This is a genomic window from Pseudomonas sp. GW821-FHT02H09 (assembly GCF_059421425.1).
This window is the reverse complement of sequence record NZ_JBWKVA010000019.1, coordinates 54,833-72,941: the sequence shown is the minus strand read 5'-3', so window position 1 is coordinate 72,941 and position 18,109 is coordinate 54,833. Positions and strand designations below refer to the sequence as shown.

Here is an 18,109-nt window from a genome sequence, read left to right as displayed (position 1 = left end):
GATTCGTTATGTCCGATTTTCAAACCGAAACCACGCCCACCGCGCGTAAGCAGCATAAATGCTGTGAGTGCTGCGGGCCGATACATCCCGGTCAGCAGTATCAGCTTATTTCCGGCAGCTGGGATGGCGACATGGACAGTTTCAAGACATGCCCAGATTGCCTTGCTGCCCGCACTTGGGCCACCGCCCAACCTGAATGGGGTGGCGATGGAGAACACCTCTACTACTTCGGCAAGTTGGAAGAAGACCTGTCGTACCTGGCCCCAGAGATCACCTCACAGGACGGTCGCAGATTCCATACGTACCGCTTGCAAGTACTCATGAGCCGTCGCCGGCTCGCCGCCCAAGCACTGCGAAAAGCCGCCTGAACCCAATAACCACCTTCTGCTGCCTCGCGCGGCATGGAGCATCAAATGAATACCGCACAAAACGAAGAATTTATCGAATACATCCGGCTGCCCGAAGTGCGCCGCATCTCCGGGCTCAGCACCGCAACTATTTACCGGATGGCCGGAGGGGGAAAGTTCCCTCGCCAAGCCAAGGTCGGAGAGCAGGCCGTGGCCTGGGTCCGGTCGGAGGTCGTGCAGTGGGCAGCCAGTCGAGCGGCTGCGCGCCAGCAGGCACAATAGACCTACACCCCCTCCAGCTTGTCCAGGTAGTCAGCCCAGTCCTGCATCATCCCCCGCCTCTGCTCGACGTACTCCGCGTGGTTGTACGTTTTTCGGACCTTGCTCGAGCTTGCGTGCGAAAGCTGCGCCTCGATCCAGTCCTCGTTGTAGCCCATCTCGTTCAAGGCCGTTGAGATCGTGGCGCGAATACCGTGCCCGGTCAGCCTGCCTTCATACCCCATGCGTTTCAGAGCCATATTGACCGTTCCGTCGCTGATCGGCTTGCCCGGGTCACTCCGACCCGGGATCAGCAGTTTGTAACGGCCGGTCAGCTCATGAACTTGGCGCACCTCTTCAGCCGCCTGCCGCGAGAGCGGTACCAGATAGGCCGGCACTTTATCTCCTCCCTTTGCCCTGATCACCTTCTGCAACTGCTTGACGCCTTCGGCTGGAATGGTCCATAGCGCGCCATCCAGATCAAACTGACTCCAGGTCGCATTGCGCAGCTCTCCAGTTCGAACTCCGGTCAGCAGCAGGATGCGAATTGCGCTTTTCGTGTATCCAGCTCCGTTGAATTGGCGCAATGCCACCAGAAAGTCTTTCAGCTCCACCTGACGGAGCATCGGATTGTGCTTCTCCGGCGGCTCTTTCATGGCCACGATATCCAGATCTGACGCTGGGTTTGTTTCTATATAGTCCGAGGCGATGGCGAACCGGAATATCTCGTTCAGCCAGGTGCGGCACTTTCGGGCCACGTTCAATGCGCCGCGGGCCTCGACCCGACGCATGGCACTCAGTACATCGGAGCGCTTCACGTCGGCCACGGGGATTTTGCCTAGGGCAGGAATCAAGTCCTTATCCAGGTACATGCGTGACTGGGTGACGCCACCTTTCTTTGCGCTCAACATCCGTGGCGATTTGAAGGCATGCCATTCATTGGCCACAACTTCGAACGTTTTTACGGCACCGGTACTGGCGGCGCGCTTTTCTTCGCGACGCTGCGATCGAGGATCAACGCCCTTTGCGATAAGGGATCTGGCCTCGTCTCGCCGCTCACGGGCTTCTTTCAGGGTGATTTCGGGATAGGTGCCCAGGGATATGCGCGGCTGCTGTCCGTGCCATGAGAAACGGAAGTGCCACGCTTTTGAGCCTTTGGCGGCTACGAAAAGAGACAGCCCGGCGGTATCGCTCAGGCTGTAGTCCTTTTCTTTGGGCTTTGCTTGCCTGACGGCTGTGTCAGTGAGGGGCATTAGTACATCACCATGGGCAATCGAATTCAGATGTGCTGGGCAATGTACTAAAAATATTGAGAAGGCGTGAGAATTGTTGAGAAGAGCTGATAACGAAAAAGCCCCGCAGGCTAGAGTCTGCGGGGCTTTTTGAGAAGGCTTGATAAGGCCTGAGAATCGAATATGGTGCCCGAAGCCGGAATCGAACCGGCACGCCCTTACGAGCGGGGGATTTTAAGTCCCATGCGTCTACCAGTTTCGCCATTCGGGCGGTAGCGCGGTGAAGCGGCCGAGAACAGGTTAATAACGATTACGCAGTCCTGGCGCTTGTGCAGCAAGGGAGGAAATATATACATCCCTTCCCCTTGAAGCAAGGTCGCTGACGTCAAATGCAAGACAAAATCCTGCTTTGAAGCTCAAATAAAAAAGATCCGTAAATCATTGATCTACGGAGCCTATTTATAGTGGAGGTCGAGGTCAGAATCGAACCAGCGTAGGTGGATTTGCAATCCATCTACGAAAAAACAAGCTATTTCAATAGGTTAGCATGAGCATCGTTCCGCAACCAACTGATTTTCAAGGGTTTGTTCGCGTAAAAGATCGCAGACTCATCTCGGGTGATGCGTTCTGCAATGAAGTCGTACGTTTCCTGAATATTGGAGGGCTGCCCATAAAATCCTCTGTAGGCATCGAAGAGTTTCGCGATTTTATCGACACAATCTACGTCAGCGCGTACGACTTGAACGTCCATGACTTCCACTCCCTGTTACCTGGATTAATAAAGTCGAAGGATTGTATCTGCCCTATCCACGGCTGTAGCAAGCCCGGATTCATACCCGCAAGCGACTGGCCGGCGAGGGTCGAATCCGCTCGCGTCACGACAGAACGAGCGATGGCAGCTTGATCTATACCAACGCGGCAAGGCATTACGCTGGAGCCTACAGGCATTCAACCTGCCGACGCCCGGCAGATCGATGGACTCCACCTCACAGCAGATCCCGCTCTCGCGCTACAAGCGGTGACAGCATCGTGGCCTGTTAGTCCGTGGAAGTCCTCAATCTGCATTGCGCCCCGCTCCCCCCCAACCAGGAGCGCGGCGCTGGCAAGGTCGTCATCGTCACTTGTCGTCCGTCTTTGCTGACGATTGTGGCCGACTCTCAGTGCTCTCTTCGGCGTTGGGAGCTTCTGGAAAACTCCCTGGCGTGAACACGTGGGTCTGCAAGTCGCTGGCATCGACTTCGGCGACACCATGAACCGAACGGGCCAGACCTATAGCCTGCTCACACTGCCTATGGGTGTTGACACGGCCGCTCAACGCCACCATGCCCGCATGGGTTTTGACATTGACATGCAGACCAAGGGCCGGTTCGGAAAGCGCCAGGGCCGACTTCACCTTGGTGGTAATCCATGCGTCGTGAACGGCCATTTCCAGACCATGAGAGTAATGCTGGAAGGAGTGAATTTTCATGACAGGACCCTCTCTTGCGTAATCGAACGTACTTTGCGTCCCATTTACTGTGCTGCCCTGTGCTTGTCAGACGAGCGCTATGGAAACCTGATTCGTTCTGGAGTGCTCGCCACACAAACAAGGACACAGACTAATTATAGTGCGGCCGCTACGCTGTGCCCGTGAATGTCCGCCTTGGTCGCTCTGTACCAGGCGCAATACCTGCAAAGCGCCCGTCGCTGCCGATCCCGGCCGACAGAAAACGCCCAGCCATTGGCGAACACTCGATCGATCCATCCCTTGAGAAGTGCCGGCATCGACCACCAGTAGACGGGATAGACCAGCACAAGGGCATCGGCGCGATCGATCCTCGCCTGCTCGGCGACCACATCTGCGCGGGGCGGCGCCTCCTTGTGATGGACAGCCAGATCAGCCGCGGTGAACCGCGGATCAAACGCTTGCGCTGAGAGGTCCGCGATTTCAAAGGAGTTGCCGGGATCGGCCAGGGTTAAGCCATCAGCGACTTGAGCAGCGAGGCTATGGGTAAGGGACCGGGGATCGTGATGAGCAACAACGATGAGTGCGTGCTCCTCCAGGGCAACGAGATACCCGGCGTGATCGCGGCGCTGGCCAGTTCACCGGAGCTCGAAAAGATCAAGCGCGAGTACGAAGCGGTCTTCATGAACAAGTGTCGGATTGCCCTCTCCCCCTTCACCAGAGAAGGTGCTATCGCGCCCGCGGGTCTTCGGGCGATGCTCGGTGCGGCCGAGGCCCTGTCCCATGCCGCCGCAAACGGAGAAATCACACCCGCGCAGGCGCAGGACGAACTCTTCGAGACGATCATCGCAATGGTCGATAGAAGCGCGCGCGGCACCCATGGCGTCGCAGAGGCCAGCAGGCTGGGCGACCAGGCTCTGTACGGCCCCCCCTTGAAATGCCTGAGCGATACGACCTCACCGACCCATCTCGGGAAATGATCAAGGATCCAATCACTCAGGATCGGAGAACGGGTCACCGACGAAACAACGACCGATTGCGGAACACTTCACTTTCCAGCAGGCAATAAAAAACCCCGTAGATCATTGATCTACGGGGTTTTCAAGAGTGGAGGCCGAGGTCGGAATCGAACCGGCGTAGGCGGATTTGCAATCCGCTGCATAACCATTTTGCTACTCGGCCTCAAACGCTCGATGCCATATAACGACATCAACCGTATACAAACTGGAGCGGATACGGAAGCCAAGCTAACGACCCAAACCTTCATCCTGCAAGCCGCTTGTAGCCAAGCGCCTGAGCGATGGGCGGCATTATGGAGAAGAAGACAGGACTTGGCAACCCCCTGAATTCTAAAAGATTTAACTCTCCTCTCAATTCATCGATTCGCTGTCCGGTGCAGGCAAAAACAATGGCCTCACCCTCCTCCATAAAGCGCCGTGACTATTGCGACAGCACCTGCTGGGATGAGGTATCGATAACCGGGATTGGCTTTCTTCGCCCAGAGGTCGGCATAGTCAGCTGCATCGAGCGCATGTGATCTAGCACCATCCTGGCAACCGCTCGGTGTTGTGCTTGTCGCAACCTGCCGAGGAGTCTTTTTAAAGCGCCGAGTTTGGCGACACTCCTGGCACGTGACTTACAAGAGAGATTTGTCGCTTGAATCCGGCGGCTTGCGGTTCAGGTGAAAGCGGCAGACCTCGCCCCCGCGCACCATGCACTCGAGGTGTTCCACCTCGCCGCCGCCCAGCGCGCCGATGAGCGCCAGATCAAGCTGGCAGACTTCAGGGTGGGTTTTGGCCAAATGATGGAACACACAGTTGTGGGCGACTATTTCCTTCTCGCCAGAGGAACGGAAAAACACCTGCGATTCATATCCAACCTGATTCATGTGGCTGACGATCCGCTCTTCGTCTACGACCGCTTGCTCCATTCCCGCGGCCATTTTCTGACCGAGGCTGCGCATCAATCTGACCAGATTGTCGTGGCCAATGATTTCGGCGACCTCGCCAATCAACAGATCGGCCAGCATCTGGTATTGCCGTGGAAACAACTCCCGGCCGGAGCTCGAGAGCAGAAACAACTGCTGAGGGCGTCGGCCAGTAGGTCGGGTTTCGCCACGCAGGATCAGACCGTCCCGCTCCAGCGCGGTCAGGTGTTGTCGAATGGCGGTACGCGTCACCTGGAGGTGGCTCGCCAGATCATCAATACTCATACCCGCCGGCTGGTACAGCAGTGCTGACAAAAGATCCTGCTGTGTACGACCCATCCCCTGCAGCATTGTGCAACCTCACCGCTTTTGCCAAAAAAAAAAGGGGCGCTTGCGCGCCCCGTCCAACGTCAGAATTTGTCCGGAAACTGTTTGACCAGTGCTGCACCCAAAGTGTCTGCAAGGACCTGCATATGTTGCCGCATCGCCGCCCAGGTTCGGGCTTCAGCGGCATAGTCCTTTTTGCCCAACTGATCAATTTGCGCGATGTGATGGCCGCCGTGAGTGCTGAGCATGGCGACCAATGTCCCCTCCGGCAAGTTGGGGTTGGCCGAGGCCAGGAAATGCGCCAGGGCTTTGGCGTTACTGGTCAGTTCTTCAACGGCGGCATTTTTCCCCTTGGTGTCCTTGGCTACAGAGGCATCGCTGTAATGTTTCACCGCCCCCCAATGCCCGGCGAGCAGCTTCAACAGCTGATCGGCTGCAGGCTGGCCGTACAAGGGTGCAAGGCTATTGGCTATCGAGGTGGCGTTGGTCACCACTTGAGCCACCGCTGTATCCGCCTGCGCGCGATTGCCTTGCTGGCTGGCGACAACGTAGTTTCTGATCCAGAAAATGTGCTCCACCCACAGATCCCGCAGTGCCAGTCGAGTCGTGAGCGCCGCTTCTGGCGCCCCCGCGACAGGCGCCGGGCTTTGAGCGGCGTAACTCCAGACCGGTTGAGCGCAAAGTGCAAAAAGCAAGAAACCCAGAGCTTTGATGTTCATGGCGGGAGACTCGAATTGATGGTTTGTTCAATAACGGTAGTTTCGACATATATATATGTCAATATTGAAAAATGACCTTCCGTCGAGACATTGCCCTGCGTGACAGGATCAAATTCACCCGCCATGCAGTGCAGTCGAACGCAAATGAGCAGATTGACGCTATGGCAGGGCTTCGCTGGCAGCCCAGCGCATGAAGGCTTCAGCGACCTGTGACGGGCGCATTGCGCTGGATTGGGCGAGCACTACGCGCTGCGGCTTGACGGCTTCGCGCAGCGGACAACAGACAATCGGTTTACCGTCGTAACTCTGATCACCTGCCGGACGGGTGCAAGACAATGCCACGCCATAACCATGGGCAACCAGGCCGCGCTGCATCTCGAAGGTCTGGGTGTATTGCTGCGCCATTGGATGCAGATCGTGCGACCAGAATAGCGAGAGGAAGTACTCTCGCGTCTGCGCAATGTCTTCGAGAATCAGACATTCGCGCGCCAGATCAAAGAGCGATACGTCCTCCTGCGCTGCCAGCGGGTGATCGGCTGGCAGCAAGGCATAGGGTGAGAGTTGAGCGAGCACTTGCCGCTCGGTCAGCGGATCGAGCCCCAACTCATAGGTCAATGCCAGCTCCGCCTTGCCTGCGTTCAAGGTGCGATGCACACCCGCCAGATCGGTTTCGAACAGCGTGATCAACACTTCTGGGTGCTGCGCACGAAAGCCGGCCAGTAATCGAGGTGCGAAATAAGGTCCCAGGTCCTGAAAGCAGACCAGCGTCAGCTGTCCACGTAGCGTTTGCCGGTCACTATGTTCCTCGGTCATCGCCGCCGCCAGATTGAGAATGTCCCGCGCGCGCCCCAAGAGTCGCTGCCCTGCCGGCGTCAGCTCCAGCCCGCGACTGACCTGGCGCCGAAACAGGCGCTCACCCAGCACCTCTTCCAGCTGAGAAATGGCCAGGGACACCGAGGGTTGCGATACATGTCGCGCCCTTGCCCCGGCACTGATGCTTCCATGCTCGGCGGCGGCAACGAAGTACTCCAGCTGTCGGAACGAAAAACCTATCATCTTTTCCTATACTCAAGAATAAGAAATATATAGTTTTCCTATTCAGGCTTAAAAGCAATACTCCTCGCACACCGCTAACACCAGAGGAGCAAGTCTGATGATGTCCGATGTCGAGGTATTTCAGCGAGATGGCGCTGTCGTCCTGCGCGGTGTCTTCACCGACTGGATCGAACGCCTGCGTGAAGGATTCGAACAGAACCTCGCGCAACCCAGCCAGTTTGCGATAGAGAACGTGGGCAGCGGCGAAAACGGTCGCTTTTTCGAAGACTACTGCAACTGGCAACGTATCCCGGCCTTTACCGACTTTGTCATGAACTCACCGGCAGCGGGGATCGCGGGCCACATCATGCAGTCACACCAGGTGCAGGTCTTCCACGATCACATCCTGGTCAAAGAGCCCGGTACCTCCAAACCAACGCCCTGGCATCAGGATCTGCCGTACTACTGCGTGGATGGATTGCAGACTGCCAGCTATTGGATTCCGCTTGATCCGGTGACCAGACTCAACACCCTGAGCGTGGTACTCGGTTCACATCTGTGGCCTAAACCGGTACGACCGAAAAGCTGGGCCAGCAATACGAACTTCTATGGCGAGACCCATTCGACAACCGGGGAAAGTGTCTTTATGGACATGCCGGATGTGGATAACGGCGACTTCAGAATCCTCTCGCCGGAATTGCAACCGGGCGATGCCGTGGTGTTTGACTTTCGCACTGTGCATGGTGCCGCGGGCAACCAGGGAACCGGGCGCAGAAGAGCATTCTCGACCCGCTTCATCGGCGACGATGTGCGTTACATCGCGCGCCCCGGGCGCACATCTCCGCCCTTCCCGGGGATCAACCTGAAAACCGGCGACCGTATGCGCGAAGACTGGTTTCCGGTTGTCTGGCGCAAAGACGACTGAGACGACTGCACACGCCTGCCCCCTACCTTCATCGCTCGCCTCCCCGGGAATCAGGGAGAAGGAGTTGCACACCATAGATACACGGTTCCGAGATTGAGAGCTTTTGCTCAGCAAAATAAAAATAACATTCCCAATCGGAGACACACCCATGCAACGTTCATTACTCAAAATCAGCGCTCTTGCATTGCTCCTCGGCACTGCCGGCCTGGCTCAGGCCGGTAGCAGCTGCCTGGCGGACGTCAAAGCCTCAGGCGTGCTGCGATCCGGTAACGGCCTGATGGGCACGAAACCTTTTATTTGGCAAAACGAAGATGGCAGCTACGGCGGCTTCGAAGCCGAGCTGTTCAAGGAGATCGGTAAACGTATCGGCGTCCCCAAGACCGAGTATGTCGTTACCGAATGGTCGACCCTGATTCCCGGCATGAAATCCAGGCGCTGGGACATTATTCTCTCCGCCATGTCGGCGACCCAGGAACGGGTAAAGAACGCCGGGATCCTCTTCAGCAATCCTTACTTCCTGAGCTACAACTACGTCATCGTGAAGACCGACTCACCGATCAAAACGATGGACGACCTCAAAGGCAAGAAACTCGCCAGCGTGATGGGGACCGACGACTCGCTCAACGCACACCGGCTGGCTGACGCCGGCGTGGTGGGCGAAGTCATGGACTTCAACGGTTTCGGCGAGCCCTTCCAGGCCCTGCAGAACAATCAGGCCGATGCCGTCCTGCTCGATCAGGGCACCCTGATTGGCCAGAAGGAAACCATGAAGAACCTGCGCGTCGTCGGCGAGCCAATCCTTTATCAACCGAAACCGGAATGGGCTGCTGCCGAAGCCAAGGCGCCGTACATCTACGGTACGCAAGCGATCGCCGTGCGTGACGAATGTGGGGATTTACGCGAAGCCATCAACGGCGCACTCGACTCAATGATCGCCGATGGTACTCACCAGACCATCCTCGAAAAATACGGCGTATGGGACTCCATGCAAACCAGGCTGATCAAGCACTGACCCTTAAGCAAACAGAGGGATACCCGCCATGTACGACTTCTTGTTTGTCCTCATCCCCCAGTACTTCCCATTCTTGCTCAAGGGCGCGGTAGTGACACTGGAACTGTCAGTGTTGAGCATGACCCTGGGCATACTGATCGGCATTGCCGTCGCTCTCGGTAGACTGGCGCGCCGGTCTTGGCTGGACTGGCCACTGCGCAGCTATGTGGAACTCTGGCGAGGCGTGCCGCTGGTCGTACAGTTGCTGGTGATCTACTTCACCCTGCCGCAAATCGGCCTGACACTTTCCGGCTTCTGGGCCGGGGTGCTGGGCCTTAGCCTCAACCTCGGCGCCTACCTGTCCGAGGTCTTTCGTGCCGCCATCCTCTCGCTGGACAAGGGCCAGCGGGAGGCGGGTCTATCGATTGGCATGTCGCGCACCAGGATCTATCTGCGAGTGATCCTGCCTCAGGCATTGAAAATTGCGATCCCGACAGTGGGCGGCTATTTCATCTCACTGCTCAAGGACTCCTCGCTGGTTTCCTTCATTGCCGTCAATGAGCTACTGCGTCACGGCAGCATCGTTATCGCCAATACCTTCCTCAGCATGCAGGTCTATCTGATGGTAGCGATCATCTATTTCGTCCTGAGCTTCATTGCTGCACGCGGGGTGCACTGGATCGAGCAACGCCTGACACCGGCCCACCTGCGCACAGGCACCCGTACCGATACGAGTCCAATATCCTCCAGGCTGACAGAGGCCAAATCATGAATGCCGATCCCATCCTGCAGATCAGCGGCCTGCATAAGGCCTACGGAAACACCAAAATCCTGCGCGGCGTTGACCTCACCGTAAAGCGTGGCGAAGTCATCTTTCTTATCGGCCCTAGCGGCGGCGGCAAGTCGACGCTGCTGCGCTGCATCAACTTTCTTGAAACGCCCTGCGCCGGTGAGATCACCTTTACCGGGGAAAGGCTGTGCCATCAGGACAACCAGACCTACCAACAGGTGGACGAATCCCGATTGCGCATGGCGCGCAGCAAAATGCCAATGGTGTTCCAGCAGTTCAACCTGTTCAGCAATCGTACTGTTCTGGAGAACGTCATCGAAGGACCGGTGCATGTGCTACGCCGCCCCAAACACGAGGCAATCGCCGAAGCCCGGGCCATTCTCGACAAGGTCGGCCTGTCGGCACGCCTCGACTACTACCCTGACCAACTCTCCGGCGGGCAGCGTCAGCGAGTCGCTATCGCGCGAGCCCTGGCCATGAAACCGGAACTGATCCTGTTCGACGAGCCTACCTCGGCCCTTGACCCGGAGCTGGTGTCCGGGGTGCTCGACACCATCCGCCAACTCGCCCAGGAAGGCATGACGATGATCATCGTCACCCATGAAATGAACTTTGCACGCAAACTGGCCGACCGCATCTGCTTTGTCGCTGACGGTGGCATTCTTGAATCCGGTTGCCCGGAGCAGCTACTCGCCTCTCCCAACAACAGCCGCATCGCCAGTTTTATCCAGTCGATGCAGCACTGACCAGCGCCTCCTCATGTCAGGCTCTTCACTGAATCCGGCATGGGGAACCCCCTCCCCCATAGGTGACATCAGATCACCCGTTCGTTGAAAAAGCATCCTTTGTAAACCCCTTCAGCGCTGGCGCTTAATCCGCCGCACCGTGAGGTATGCGGGTTAACGCGCTCAATAAAATAATAAGGGGTTGTCATGCAAGAAAATGCGGGCCTATTACTGATACTACTGGCAGCGATCGTGATGATCATTGTGCTGGTGGTCAAATTCAGAGTTCATTCCTTCCTGGCCTTGATGCTGGCCAGTTTTGTCGTCGGCGCCGGGGCCGGTATGCCCTTGCCGAGCATTGCCGAATCCTTTGAAAAAGGCATGGGCGGCACTCTGGGCTTTCTCGCAGCGATCATCGGCCTGGGCAGTATTCTCGGCAAAATGCTCGAAGAGTCAGGTGGCGCCGAGCGCATCGCTCAGGCATTGCTCAATGCCCTGGGCGAACAGCGCGCCGCATGGGCGATGATGCTGGTTGGCTTCGTCGTAGGCATCCCGGTGTTCTTCGAGGTGGGGTTTGTCTTGCTGATCCCGCTGATTTACGTCGTCGCCAAGGAAACCCGCCTCAATATCCTGTATGTCGGAATACCGCTGGCCATTTCGCTGATGACCGTGCACTGCATGCTGCCGCCCCATCCTGCCGCCATGGCGATTACCAAGATGCTCGGCGCCGATGTCGGCACCGTCATCCTCTACGGTTTGATCGTCGGCTTGCCGACCGCCATCATCGCCGGCCCTGTCTGGGTCAACCTGGTCTGCTCGCGCACTGCGCCCGCTAGCCAAGAGGCTTTCCTGGATGAGCGCTGCGTCCTGAGTCCGCACCGAGAGCTGCCAGGCCTGGGACTGACCCTGTTTACCATCCTGTTGCCGCTGCTGTTGATGGTCGGCAAGACGTTGGCTGTCATGAGCCTGCCTCAAGGCACCAGCCTGTACAGCCTGATGACCTTCCTCGGCAACCCCCTGACCGCCCTGGCGATCGCAGTGATCTTTGCCTACTGGGCGCTGGGACTGCGCCGTGGCTTGCAGATGGCGCAACTGCAGGTCTTGACCCAGAGCTGCTTCACCCCGCTGGCGAACATTTTGCTGATCATCGGCGCCGGTGGCGCGTTCAATGGCGTGCTGATTGACAGCGGCGTCGGCAAAGTCCTCGCCAGCACACTGGGGCACTGGGACATCAATCCGATCCTCCTGGCCTGGCTCGTCGCCGGCCTGATGCACCTGGCCGTGGGCTCGGCAACCGTGGCAATGGTCAGTGCTGCTGGCATGATTCTGCCAATCCTGGACGCCATGCCAGGGCAAAACCGCGAACTCATGGTGATCGCCATCGGTGCCGGCGCTATCGGCTGGACCACCGTGACTGACTCGGCTTTCTGGGTGGTCAAGGAATACCTGGGCGTCTCCCTGAGTGATGCGCTGAAAAAATTTACCGCCGGTACCGTGCTCGCCTCAGTCATCGCCTTGGGGATGACACTACTGTTGTCGCATTGGGTGTGAGCCCGTCCGTCTGCAATTAAAAGTCTGGAGTAACAAGATGACCCTGGATAAAACCATCGAATCATGGTGCGAAAGCCATCCCTTGATCACCGAACTGGTGAACCTGAAGGAAACCACCTGGTTCAACCCTGCCCTCGCCCCTGCCGCACAGGCGTTGAGCGACGTGGCCTTGACCGCCGCCGATATCGCTGATGCCAGCGCCCGGCTTGAGCGTTTTGCACCATTTATCATGTCGGTTTTTCCTCAGACCAGCGCCAGTCACGGCATCATCGAGTCCGAGATTTTGCCCCTGACTAAATTGCAGGCGGCTTTGGCCAGCCAATACCCGCAGGCATCGCAGGGCGCCTTGTGGCTCAAGGCCGACAACCTGCTGCCGATTTCCGGCTCGATCAAGGCCCGCGGCGGGATTTACGAAGTACTCAAGCATGCCGAAGACCTGGCTCTCGCCTCGGGCCTGATTCAACCCGGCGACAGCTACGCGAAACTGGACAGCGAAGAAGCCCGCAAATTTTTCGCTCAGTACAGTATTGCCGTCGGCTCCACCGGCAATCTCGGGCTGTCCATCGGCATCATGAGTGCCCGTCTGGGCTTTCAGGCCACCGTGCATATGTCCGCCGACGCGCGGCAATGGAAGAAAGACAAGTTGCGCTCTTGCGGGGTCACCGTGATGGAGTACGAGTCCGATTACAGCGTGGCCGTCGAGCAAGGCCGTAAACAATCGGAGTCCGATCCGCACTGCCATTTTGTCGACGATGAAAACTCGGTCAACCTGTTCCTGGGCTATGCCGTGGCCGCTGAGCGCTTGCAGCGACAGCTGACGGCGGCGGGCATCACCGTTGATCAAGAACATCCCCTGTTCGTTTACCTGCCGTGCGGCGTAGGCGGTGGCCCTGGCGGCGTTGCCTTTGGCCTCAAGCACATTTATGGCGACGCAGTGCATTGCATCTTCGCCGAGCCGACTCACTCGCCTTGCATGCTGCTGGGGGTCTATACCGGTCTGCATGATGCGGTCTCTGTCTATGACTTCGGCATCGACAACAGCACCGCGGCCGATGGCTTGGCGGTGGGTCGACCGTCCGGTTTCGTCGGTCGTTCGATGCAACGCTTGCTCGACGGTTACTACACGATCAGCGATGAGGAAATGTACCGCCTGCTGGCCCTGATGGAATCGACCGAAGGCATTAAACTGGAACCCTCCGCGCTGGCAGGCGTTCCTGGCCTGATCAGGGTTGTGCAGGAGCAACAGGGTTATCGAGAGCGCCTGAACCTGACCGAGTCGCGCCTGGCCAACGCCACCCATCTGGTGTGGGGCACTGGAGGCAGCATGGTGCCCGACGAAGAAATGGACGCCTACCTGACTAAAGGACGGGTGCTTCTGGCACTGCAATAAACCTTGATCGTCGGTCCGTGCCCGTGCTCAATGCAGGGGCACGGATCCATCGATTTTCGCCAGCGGAGTACCTATTGATGCTGAACCTTCCCCCCCGACCTGGGGCCCAAATCAATAGCACGCAGTTTGCCAACCTGCATACTTTTCTGGTGGCGGCTCGACACCTGAGCTTTTCCCTGGCCGCACAAGAGCTGTGCCTGACGCCGAGTGCCGTGAGCCATCGCATTGGCAAACTCGAACGCGCCCTGTCACTGCGCCTGTTCGAGCGCCTGACACGGCAAGTCCGGCTGACGGTCGAAGGCGAACGCGTGTTCATGATTCTGCAAGGCGTCATGGACGAGTTGACGGAGGCGCTGCAACCATCTCCTGACTCGGAAATATCCGGCTCAGTCGCGCTCTACTCCCGCCCCTCGGCCGCTCAATGCTGGCTGGTGCCACGCCTGGCCGATTTTCACGAACGCTACCCTCAAATCTCATTGGATATCCGCGTCGGAAACGACAACATCGACTTCCGCACCCAAAATATCGACCTGGCCCTGCTGTATGCCAACGGTGAATTCCCTGGCCTGGTCAGCCATAAACTGATGAGCGAAACCATCGCCCCCGTTTGCACTCCTCAATACGCTCATCGACATGGTTTGCTGGAGAACCCCGAAAACCTGCGCACCTGCACCCTTCTGCACGACGCTCTGGCCTGGGAAAACGCCGTTTACGATGCAGAGTGGCAGCTGTGGGCCGGGCATCAAGGCATGCAAGCGTGGCTACCGAAAAAAAGCCTGACCTTTGATCGTTCCGACTTATGCGTTACCGCGGCAATCAATAATGTCGGTATAGCAATCGGTCGCCAGCGCCTGGTGCAACGACGAATAGATCAAGGTGAATTGATCCTGCCCTTTGGCGGTTTTACCCAGCCCGGGCGTTACGACTATTTCCTGGTCCACCCTCAGCGCACCCCCATGCCAAAGCGCGTCCAGGTATTGATTGACTGGCTGCACGAATGTACGTAACCACCGACGAAAAAATTTCGCCGGCGCCATACCTGCTTATCAGTCTTAATCCGAATTGCTTTTCCAAAACCAGTTCCAGAACCCTGGCAAACGGACAGGTTCGGAACTATCGCTGACCGTGCGGGCCATGACGGCACGCTGCAACGCCGATCGGTCATCGTAAAAAGGCTTGGCTGCGGTTGCCACGCCCGTCTCGCGCGCGCTGTCGATCAGGATCTGCAGGTATTCCTGCATATGCCGGGATGTGTAGCGATTGAGGTCGTGAAAGGTCACCACCACCGGAATGGCGCCATCGACCGTCGGCAACTCTCCAGCGGCGATCCGCTCGCGCACCTCGGACATTTGCCTGAGCATGTTGGAGCGTCTACGCAGACTGAAATTGTAGCCCCAGATCTTGCCGTCATTGGCACTCAGATCGGTCAGCAAAACATGCATGCCATGGCGCTGATACGCGGCGAAGGTACGTTTATCGTAATTCCAGAATGGCGGGCGCACGAAAATCGGAGCCGCGCCTGTGATTGCAGCAATGTCCGCGCTGCCATCGGTGAGCGACTGCTCCAGTTTTTCCGGGTTCAGCGAGCGATGATTGGTGTGCCCCGGCGTGGCAGTGTGGAAGCCCAGCACATGACCTTCGTCATGTTCACGGTGCATGATTTCCCGGCCCCGTTCGCTGCCACCCGCCCCTGTCGCACGAGTCTGCACAAAAAAGACCGCCTTGATACCCGATTGCACCGGATTATGGGCAAGATCGTCGAGAACGGAGACCGTCGGATTGTAAAACCCGGACGCGCTTGGACCGTCGTCGAAGGTCAGCAGAAAACGGATCGGGGGTTGCGATTGCAAACGCTGCGCTGTCTGCGGCGTCATTTCGATCGGCTGGCTGATACAACCGAAGAGGCCTGCTGCGATAGCGAACGCTGATAAAACGGTGACGATCCGCTTCATGTTTTTTGCCTTAATCCAGATCGTTCGAACTTCCCACGCCGCTCTCTGAAGTCAGCGATCAGGGGCTGAGCGCTTCGACAGGCGAGCGACCTTTGAGTTCAGTCGTTCATGAGGCTAACAGAATGTGCGGCAAAGTAGATCGCGGGCGCTTCAACCGGCGCCTGGAACACTGGCTCGACTGAACCAGGCAGACAATACACCTTTGAGCAACTGGCCAGTCGCTCAAAGGTGTTGCACGGAGGATGGCGCTTACTTCAGGTTGCCACTGAGGAACTGCCGCAGGCGGTCGCTCTGGGGGTTGCCGAGTACGTCCTCGGGTGCACCCTGCTCTTCGACCCGTCCCTGATGCAGAAACAGCACCTGGTTTGACACCTTGCGAGCGAAGCTCATTTCGTGGGTGACCATGATCATGGTCCGACCTTCTTCGGCCAGGCCCTGGATCACCTTGAGCACTTCGCCCACCAGTTCCGGGTCGAGGGCCGAGGTTGGCTCGTCGAACAGCATGACTTCCGGCTCCATGGCCAGGGCCCGAGCGATGGCCACGCGCTGTTGCTGACCGCCGGAGAGGAACGCCGGATATTGTTCAGCAACGCGGGACGGCAGACCGACCTTGTCGAGATAGCGTCGGGCCCGATCCTCTGCCTCCTTCTTGCCGACACCCAGCACCCGACGCGGGGCCGTGGTGATGTTTTCCAGCACGGTCATGTGGCTCCACAGGTTGAAGTGCTGAAACACCATCGCCAGACGGGTGCGAATTCGTTGCAGTTCAGCGTCGTCGGCCACGCGCATGCCGTGTCGATCGTTGACCATGCGAATCGACTGGCCGTCCAGACTCATGGCGCCGCCATTGGGTGTTTCGAGAAAGTTGATGCAGCGCAGAAAGGTGCTCTTGCCCGAACCGCTGGCGCCGATCAGGCTGATCACATCACCGGTTTTGGCTTTCAGCGAGACACCCTTGAGTACTTCATGGCTGCCGTAACTTTTATGTAGGTCTTCAATGGTCAGTTTGTACATGTGCGCAAGCATCCTCAAAGGGGAAGTAGAAGTCCTAGTGAGCCGGGCCCAGAAAGGCCAGCCATCGGCGTTCGGCGAGGCGGAACAAACCGACCAGCGCAAAGGTGACGCTCAGGTAGATCAGCGCGGTAATGCCGAACGATTGAAAGGTCAAAAAGGTCGCCGAGTTGGCGTCCCGCGCAATTTTCAAAATATCCGGGACGGTCGCGGTAAAGGCCACGGTAGTCGAGTGCAGCATCAGGATCACTTCGTTACTGTAGTAGGGCAACGAGCGGCGCAGGGCCGAGGGCATGATCACGTAGGCGTAGAGTTTCCAGCCGCTCAGGCCATAGGCCTTCGCGGCTTCGACTTCACCGTGGGCCATGCTGCGAATCGCCCCGGCAAAAATCTCCGTGGTGTAGGCACAGGTGTTCAGGGCAAAGGCCAGGATGGTGCAGTTCATCGCATCGCGAAAGAACGCATCGAGCACCGGTTGCGCGCGGACGGCAGCCAGGCTGTAGATCCCGGTGTAGCAGATCAGCAGCTGGATATAGAGCGGCGTACCACGGAACAGGTAGGTGTAGAACTGCACCGGCCAGCGCACGTAGAACTTGTTGGAGACCCGGGCGATGGACAGCGGAACCGACGCCAGGAAACCGATGAAGATCGAGGCGCTGAGCAGCCACAGCGTCATCGCCAGGCCGGTGATGTGGTAGCCGTCGCTATAAAGGAAGGGCTTCCAGTAATCCTGCAAGAGCTCAATCATCGTACAGCCTCCCGGGAACCTGACGCGTAATGCCGTTCGAGGCGGCGCAGGACGACGTTCGAAGCGCTGGTGATCACCAGGTAAATCAGCGCTGCCAACACCAGAAAAAAGAACAGTTGATAGGTGCTTTTGCCGGCATCCTGAGCGGCCTTGACCAGGTCGGCGAGGCCGATGATCGACACCAGCGCGGTGGCCTTGAGGATCACCATCCAGTTATTGCCGATACCCGGCAGGGCGAAGCGCATCATCTGTGGGAACACCACGAAGCGAAAACGCTGGATACGGCTCAAACCATAGGCGGTTGCGGCCTCCATCTGCCCGCGCGGCACGGCGAGGATCGCGCCGCGAAAGGTCTCGGTGAAATACGCACCGTAGATGAAGCCCAGGGTAATGATCCCCGCGCCAAACGGATCGATCTCGATGTATTCCCAGCCCAACGCTACGGTGAAACTGGTCAGCCAGGTTTGCAGGCTGTAGAAAATCAGCAGCATCAGCACCAGGTCCGGCACCCCGCGGATCAGTGTGGTATAGAGCTGGGCCGGAACCCGCAGCAGCTTGATGCTGGACAACTTGGCACTGGCGCCGATCAGGCCGAGCAGCACGCTCAACAACAGCGACAGTATCGATAGCTTGACGGTCATCCAGGAGCCTTCCAGCAACAAAGGGCCGAACCCCTTCAGGCTGAACGCGGAAAGCCCGAGGGTCTGTAACAGTGCTTCGAACATAATTCAGGGACC

The 18,109-nt window shown here is 57.9% G+C and carries 18 protein-coding genes, 2 tRNA genes and 3 pseudogenes; 10 read left to right on the top strand and 13 right to left on the bottom strand.

Annotated elements, in window-relative coordinates:
- Nucleotides 1-8: 8 nt before the first annotated feature.
- On the top strand, nucleotides 9-368 hold the full coding sequence (locus tag AC07VR_RS23165; protein ID WP_495012662.1) for a hypothetical protein: 360 nt from the start codon (nucleotides 9-11) through the stop codon (nucleotides 366-368).
- Nucleotides 369-413: 45 nt separating this feature from the next.
- Nucleotides 414-629 carry a helix-turn-helix transcriptional regulator gene (locus AC07VR_RS23160; RefSeq protein ID WP_495012661.1) on the top strand — a complete coding sequence of 72 codons (216 nt, stop codon included), beginning with the start codon at nucleotides 414-416 and terminating at the stop codon, nucleotides 627-629.
- 2 nt (nucleotides 630-631) lie between these two features.
- Here AC07VR_RS23160 and AC07VR_RS23155 read toward each other — a convergent pair whose 3' ends face one another.
- The 5 genes and pseudogenes from AC07VR_RS23155 to AC07VR_RS23135 all read right to left on the bottom strand — a co-directional run.
- On the bottom strand, nucleotides 632-1,858 hold the full coding sequence (locus AC07VR_RS23155) for a tyrosine-type recombinase/integrase (protein WP_495012660.1): 1,227 nt from the start codon (nucleotides 1,856-1,858) through the stop codon (nucleotides 632-634).
- Between the two features lie 163 nt (nucleotides 1,859-2,021).
- Nucleotides 2,022-2,108: transfer RNA gene (locus tag AC07VR_RS23150), tRNA-Leu, on the bottom strand.
- 318 nt (nucleotides 2,109-2,426) lie between these two features.
- A pseudogene (locus AC07VR_RS23145) lies at nucleotides 2,427-2,588 on the bottom strand (GNAT family N-acetyltransferase); the annotation flags it as partial.
- A 366-nt stretch (nucleotides 2,589-2,954) separates the two neighbouring features.
- Nucleotides 2,955-3,305, bottom strand: coding sequence for a BON domain-containing protein (locus AC07VR_RS23140; RefSeq protein WP_495012659.1), 351 nt, complete (start codon nucleotides 3,303-3,305; stop codon nucleotides 2,955-2,957).
- Between the two features lie 221 nt (nucleotides 3,306-3,526).
- Nucleotides 3,527-3,880: pseudogene (locus AC07VR_RS23135) on the bottom strand (NAD(P)H-dependent oxidoreductase); the annotation flags it as partial.
- Here AC07VR_RS23135 and AC07VR_RS23130 point away from each other — a divergent pair.
- Nucleotides 3,860-4,261: pseudogene (locus AC07VR_RS23130) on the top strand (hypothetical protein); the annotation flags it as partial. The pseudogenes AC07VR_RS23135 and AC07VR_RS23130 overlap by 21 nt on opposite strands.
- 128 nt (nucleotides 4,262-4,389) lie before the next feature.
- Here the strand turns inward: AC07VR_RS23130 and AC07VR_RS23125 are convergent.
- From AC07VR_RS23125 to AC07VR_RS23110, 4 genes are all read right to left on the bottom strand, one after another.
- Nucleotides 4,390-4,463 (bottom strand) — tRNA-Cys (locus AC07VR_RS23125).
- Between the two features lie 454 nt (nucleotides 4,464-4,917).
- Nucleotides 4,918-5,559, bottom strand: coding sequence for a helix-turn-helix transcriptional regulator (locus AC07VR_RS23120; protein ID WP_494991235.1), 642 nt, complete (start codon nucleotides 5,557-5,559; stop codon nucleotides 4,918-4,920).
- A 59-nt stretch (nucleotides 5,560-5,618) separates the two neighbouring features.
- Entirely contained in the window at nucleotides 5,619-6,254 is a 636-nt protein-coding gene (locus tag AC07VR_RS23115; RefSeq protein WP_495012658.1) for a hypothetical protein, read from the bottom strand.
- A 159-nt stretch (nucleotides 6,255-6,413) separates the two neighbouring features.
- The gene (locus tag AC07VR_RS23110) at nucleotides 6,414-7,310 is read right to left on the bottom strand and encodes a LysR substrate-binding domain-containing protein (protein WP_494991233.1); all 897 of its coding nucleotides are present in this window, start codon (nucleotides 7,308-7,310) and stop codon (nucleotides 6,414-6,416) included.
- A 97-nt stretch (nucleotides 7,311-7,407) separates the two neighbouring features.
- Between AC07VR_RS23110 and AC07VR_RS23105 the strand changes: the two genes are divergently transcribed.
- The 7 genes from AC07VR_RS23105 to dsdC all read left to right on the top strand — a co-directional run bounded on the left by AC07VR_RS23105 (nucleotide 7,408) and on the right by dsdC (nucleotide 14,668).
- Entirely contained in the window at nucleotides 7,408-8,214 is an 807-nt protein-coding gene (locus tag AC07VR_RS23105) for a phytanoyl-CoA dioxygenase family protein (protein ID WP_495012657.1), read from the top strand.
- A gap of 148 nt (nucleotides 8,215-8,362) precedes the next feature.
- A complete protein-coding gene (locus AC07VR_RS23100; RefSeq protein WP_495012656.1) occupies nucleotides 8,363-9,226 on the top strand; it encodes a substrate-binding periplasmic protein in 864 nt (287 codons plus the stop codon).
- A gap of 28 nt (nucleotides 9,227-9,254) precedes the next feature.
- Nucleotides 9,255-9,977, top strand: a complete 723-nt coding sequence (locus AC07VR_RS23095) for an amino acid ABC transporter permease (protein ID WP_495012655.1) — start codon at nucleotides 9,255-9,257, stop codon at nucleotides 9,975-9,977.
- An 11-nt stretch (nucleotides 9,978-9,988) separates the two neighbouring features.
- Nucleotides 9,989-10,741 carry an amino acid ABC transporter ATP-binding protein gene (locus AC07VR_RS23090; protein WP_494991715.1) on the top strand — a complete coding sequence of 251 codons (753 nt, stop codon included), beginning with the start codon at nucleotides 9,989-9,991 and terminating at the stop codon, nucleotides 10,739-10,741.
- 186 nt (nucleotides 10,742-10,927) lie between these two features.
- Nucleotides 10,928-12,271: a GntT/GntP/DsdX family permease gene (locus AC07VR_RS23085; protein WP_495012654.1), complete on the top strand. Its 1,344-nt coding sequence runs from the start codon at nucleotides 10,928-10,930 to the stop codon at nucleotides 12,269-12,271.
- A gap of 37 nt (nucleotides 12,272-12,308) precedes the next feature.
- On the top strand, nucleotides 12,309-13,661 hold the full coding sequence (gene dsdA / locus AC07VR_RS23080; protein ID WP_494991228.1) for a D-serine ammonia-lyase: 1,353 nt from the start codon (nucleotides 12,309-12,311) through the stop codon (nucleotides 13,659-13,661).
- Between the two features lie 77 nt (nucleotides 13,662-13,738).
- Entirely contained in the window at nucleotides 13,739-14,668 is a 930-nt protein-coding gene (dsdC, locus tag AC07VR_RS23075; protein WP_494991227.1) for a DNA-binding transcriptional regulator DsdC, read from the top strand.
- 45 nt (nucleotides 14,669-14,713) lie between these two features.
- On the opposite strand, the gene AC07VR_RS23070 is transcribed toward dsdC, so the two are convergent.
- The 4 genes from AC07VR_RS23070 to AC07VR_RS23055 form a co-directional block, all read right to left on the bottom strand.
- Nucleotides 14,714-15,613, bottom strand: a complete 900-nt coding sequence (locus AC07VR_RS23070; RefSeq protein ID WP_495012653.1) for a polysaccharide deacetylase family protein — start codon at nucleotides 15,611-15,613, stop codon at nucleotides 14,714-14,716.
- A 249-nt stretch (nucleotides 15,614-15,862) separates the two neighbouring features.
- Nucleotides 15,863-16,627 (bottom strand): ABC transporter ATP-binding protein, encoded by a 765-nt coding sequence (locus AC07VR_RS23065; RefSeq protein ID WP_494991225.1) that lies wholly within the window; start codon nucleotides 16,625-16,627, stop codon nucleotides 15,863-15,865.
- Nucleotides 16,628-16,661: 34 nt separating this feature from the next.
- A complete protein-coding gene (locus AC07VR_RS23060) occupies nucleotides 16,662-17,372 on the bottom strand; it encodes an ABC transporter permease (protein WP_495012652.1) in 711 nt (236 codons plus the stop codon).
- Nucleotides 17,369-18,097, bottom strand: coding sequence for an ABC transporter permease (locus AC07VR_RS23055; RefSeq protein WP_494991223.1), 729 nt, complete (start codon nucleotides 18,095-18,097; stop codon nucleotides 17,369-17,371). Before AC07VR_RS23055 ends, AC07VR_RS23060 begins: the two co-directional genes overlap by 4 nt.
- Nucleotides 18,098-18,109 lie beyond the last annotated feature (12 nt).

Excerpts from the sequence above, each read along its gene's own strand:
- AC07VR_RS23165 (WP_495012662.1), top strand. The coding sequence starts at position 9 with ATGTCCGATTTTCAAACCGAAACCACGCCCACCGCGCGTAAGCAGCAT.
- AC07VR_RS23160 (WP_495012661.1), top strand. The coding sequence starts at position 414 with ATGAATACCGCACAAAACGAAGAATTTATCGAATACATCCGGCTGCCC.
- AC07VR_RS23155 (WP_495012660.1), bottom strand. The coding sequence starts at position 1,858 with ATGCCCCTCACTGACACAGCCGTCAGGCAAGCAAAGCCCAAAGAAAAG.
- AC07VR_RS23140 (WP_495012659.1), bottom strand. The coding sequence starts at position 3,305 with ATGAAAATTCACTCCTTCCAGCATTACTCTCATGGTCTGGAAATGGCC.
- AC07VR_RS23120 (WP_494991235.1), bottom strand. The coding sequence starts at position 5,559 with ATGCTGCAGGGGATGGGTCGTACACAGCAGGATCTTTTGTCAGCACTG.
- AC07VR_RS23115 (WP_495012658.1), bottom strand. The coding sequence starts at position 6,254 with ATGAACATCAAAGCTCTGGGTTTCTTGCTTTTTGCACTTTGCGCTCAA.
- AC07VR_RS23110 (WP_494991233.1), bottom strand. The coding sequence starts at position 7,310 with ATGATAGGTTTTTCGTTCCGACAGCTGGAGTACTTCGTTGCCGCCGCC.
- AC07VR_RS23105 (WP_495012657.1), top strand. The coding sequence starts at position 7,408 with ATGATGTCCGATGTCGAGGTATTTCAGCGAGATGGCGCTGTCGTCCTG.
- AC07VR_RS23100 (WP_495012656.1), top strand. The coding sequence starts at position 8,363 with ATGCAACGTTCATTACTCAAAATCAGCGCTCTTGCATTGCTCCTCGGC.
- AC07VR_RS23095 (WP_495012655.1), top strand. The coding sequence starts at position 9,255 with ATGTACGACTTCTTGTTTGTCCTCATCCCCCAGTACTTCCCATTCTTG.
- AC07VR_RS23085 (WP_495012654.1), top strand. The coding sequence starts at position 10,928 with ATGCAAGAAAATGCGGGCCTATTACTGATACTACTGGCAGCGATCGTG.
- dsdA (WP_494991228.1), top strand. The coding sequence starts at position 12,309 with ATGACCCTGGATAAAACCATCGAATCATGGTGCGAAAGCCATCCCTTG.
- dsdC (WP_494991227.1), top strand. The coding sequence starts at position 13,739 with ATGCTGAACCTTCCCCCCCGACCTGGGGCCCAAATCAATAGCACGCAG.
- AC07VR_RS23070 (WP_495012653.1), bottom strand. The coding sequence starts at position 15,613 with ATGAAGCGGATCGTCACCGTTTTATCAGCGTTCGCTATCGCAGCAGGC.
- AC07VR_RS23065 (WP_494991225.1), bottom strand. The coding sequence starts at position 16,627 with ATGTACAAACTGACCATTGAAGACCTACATAAAAGTTACGGCAGCCAT.
- AC07VR_RS23060 (WP_495012652.1), bottom strand. The coding sequence starts at position 17,372 with ATGATTGAGCTCTTGCAGGATTACTGGAAGCCCTTCCTTTATAGCGAC.
- AC07VR_RS23055 (WP_494991223.1), bottom strand. The coding sequence starts at position 18,097 with ATGTTCGAAGCACTGTTACAGACCCTCGGGCTTTCCGCGTTCAGCCTG.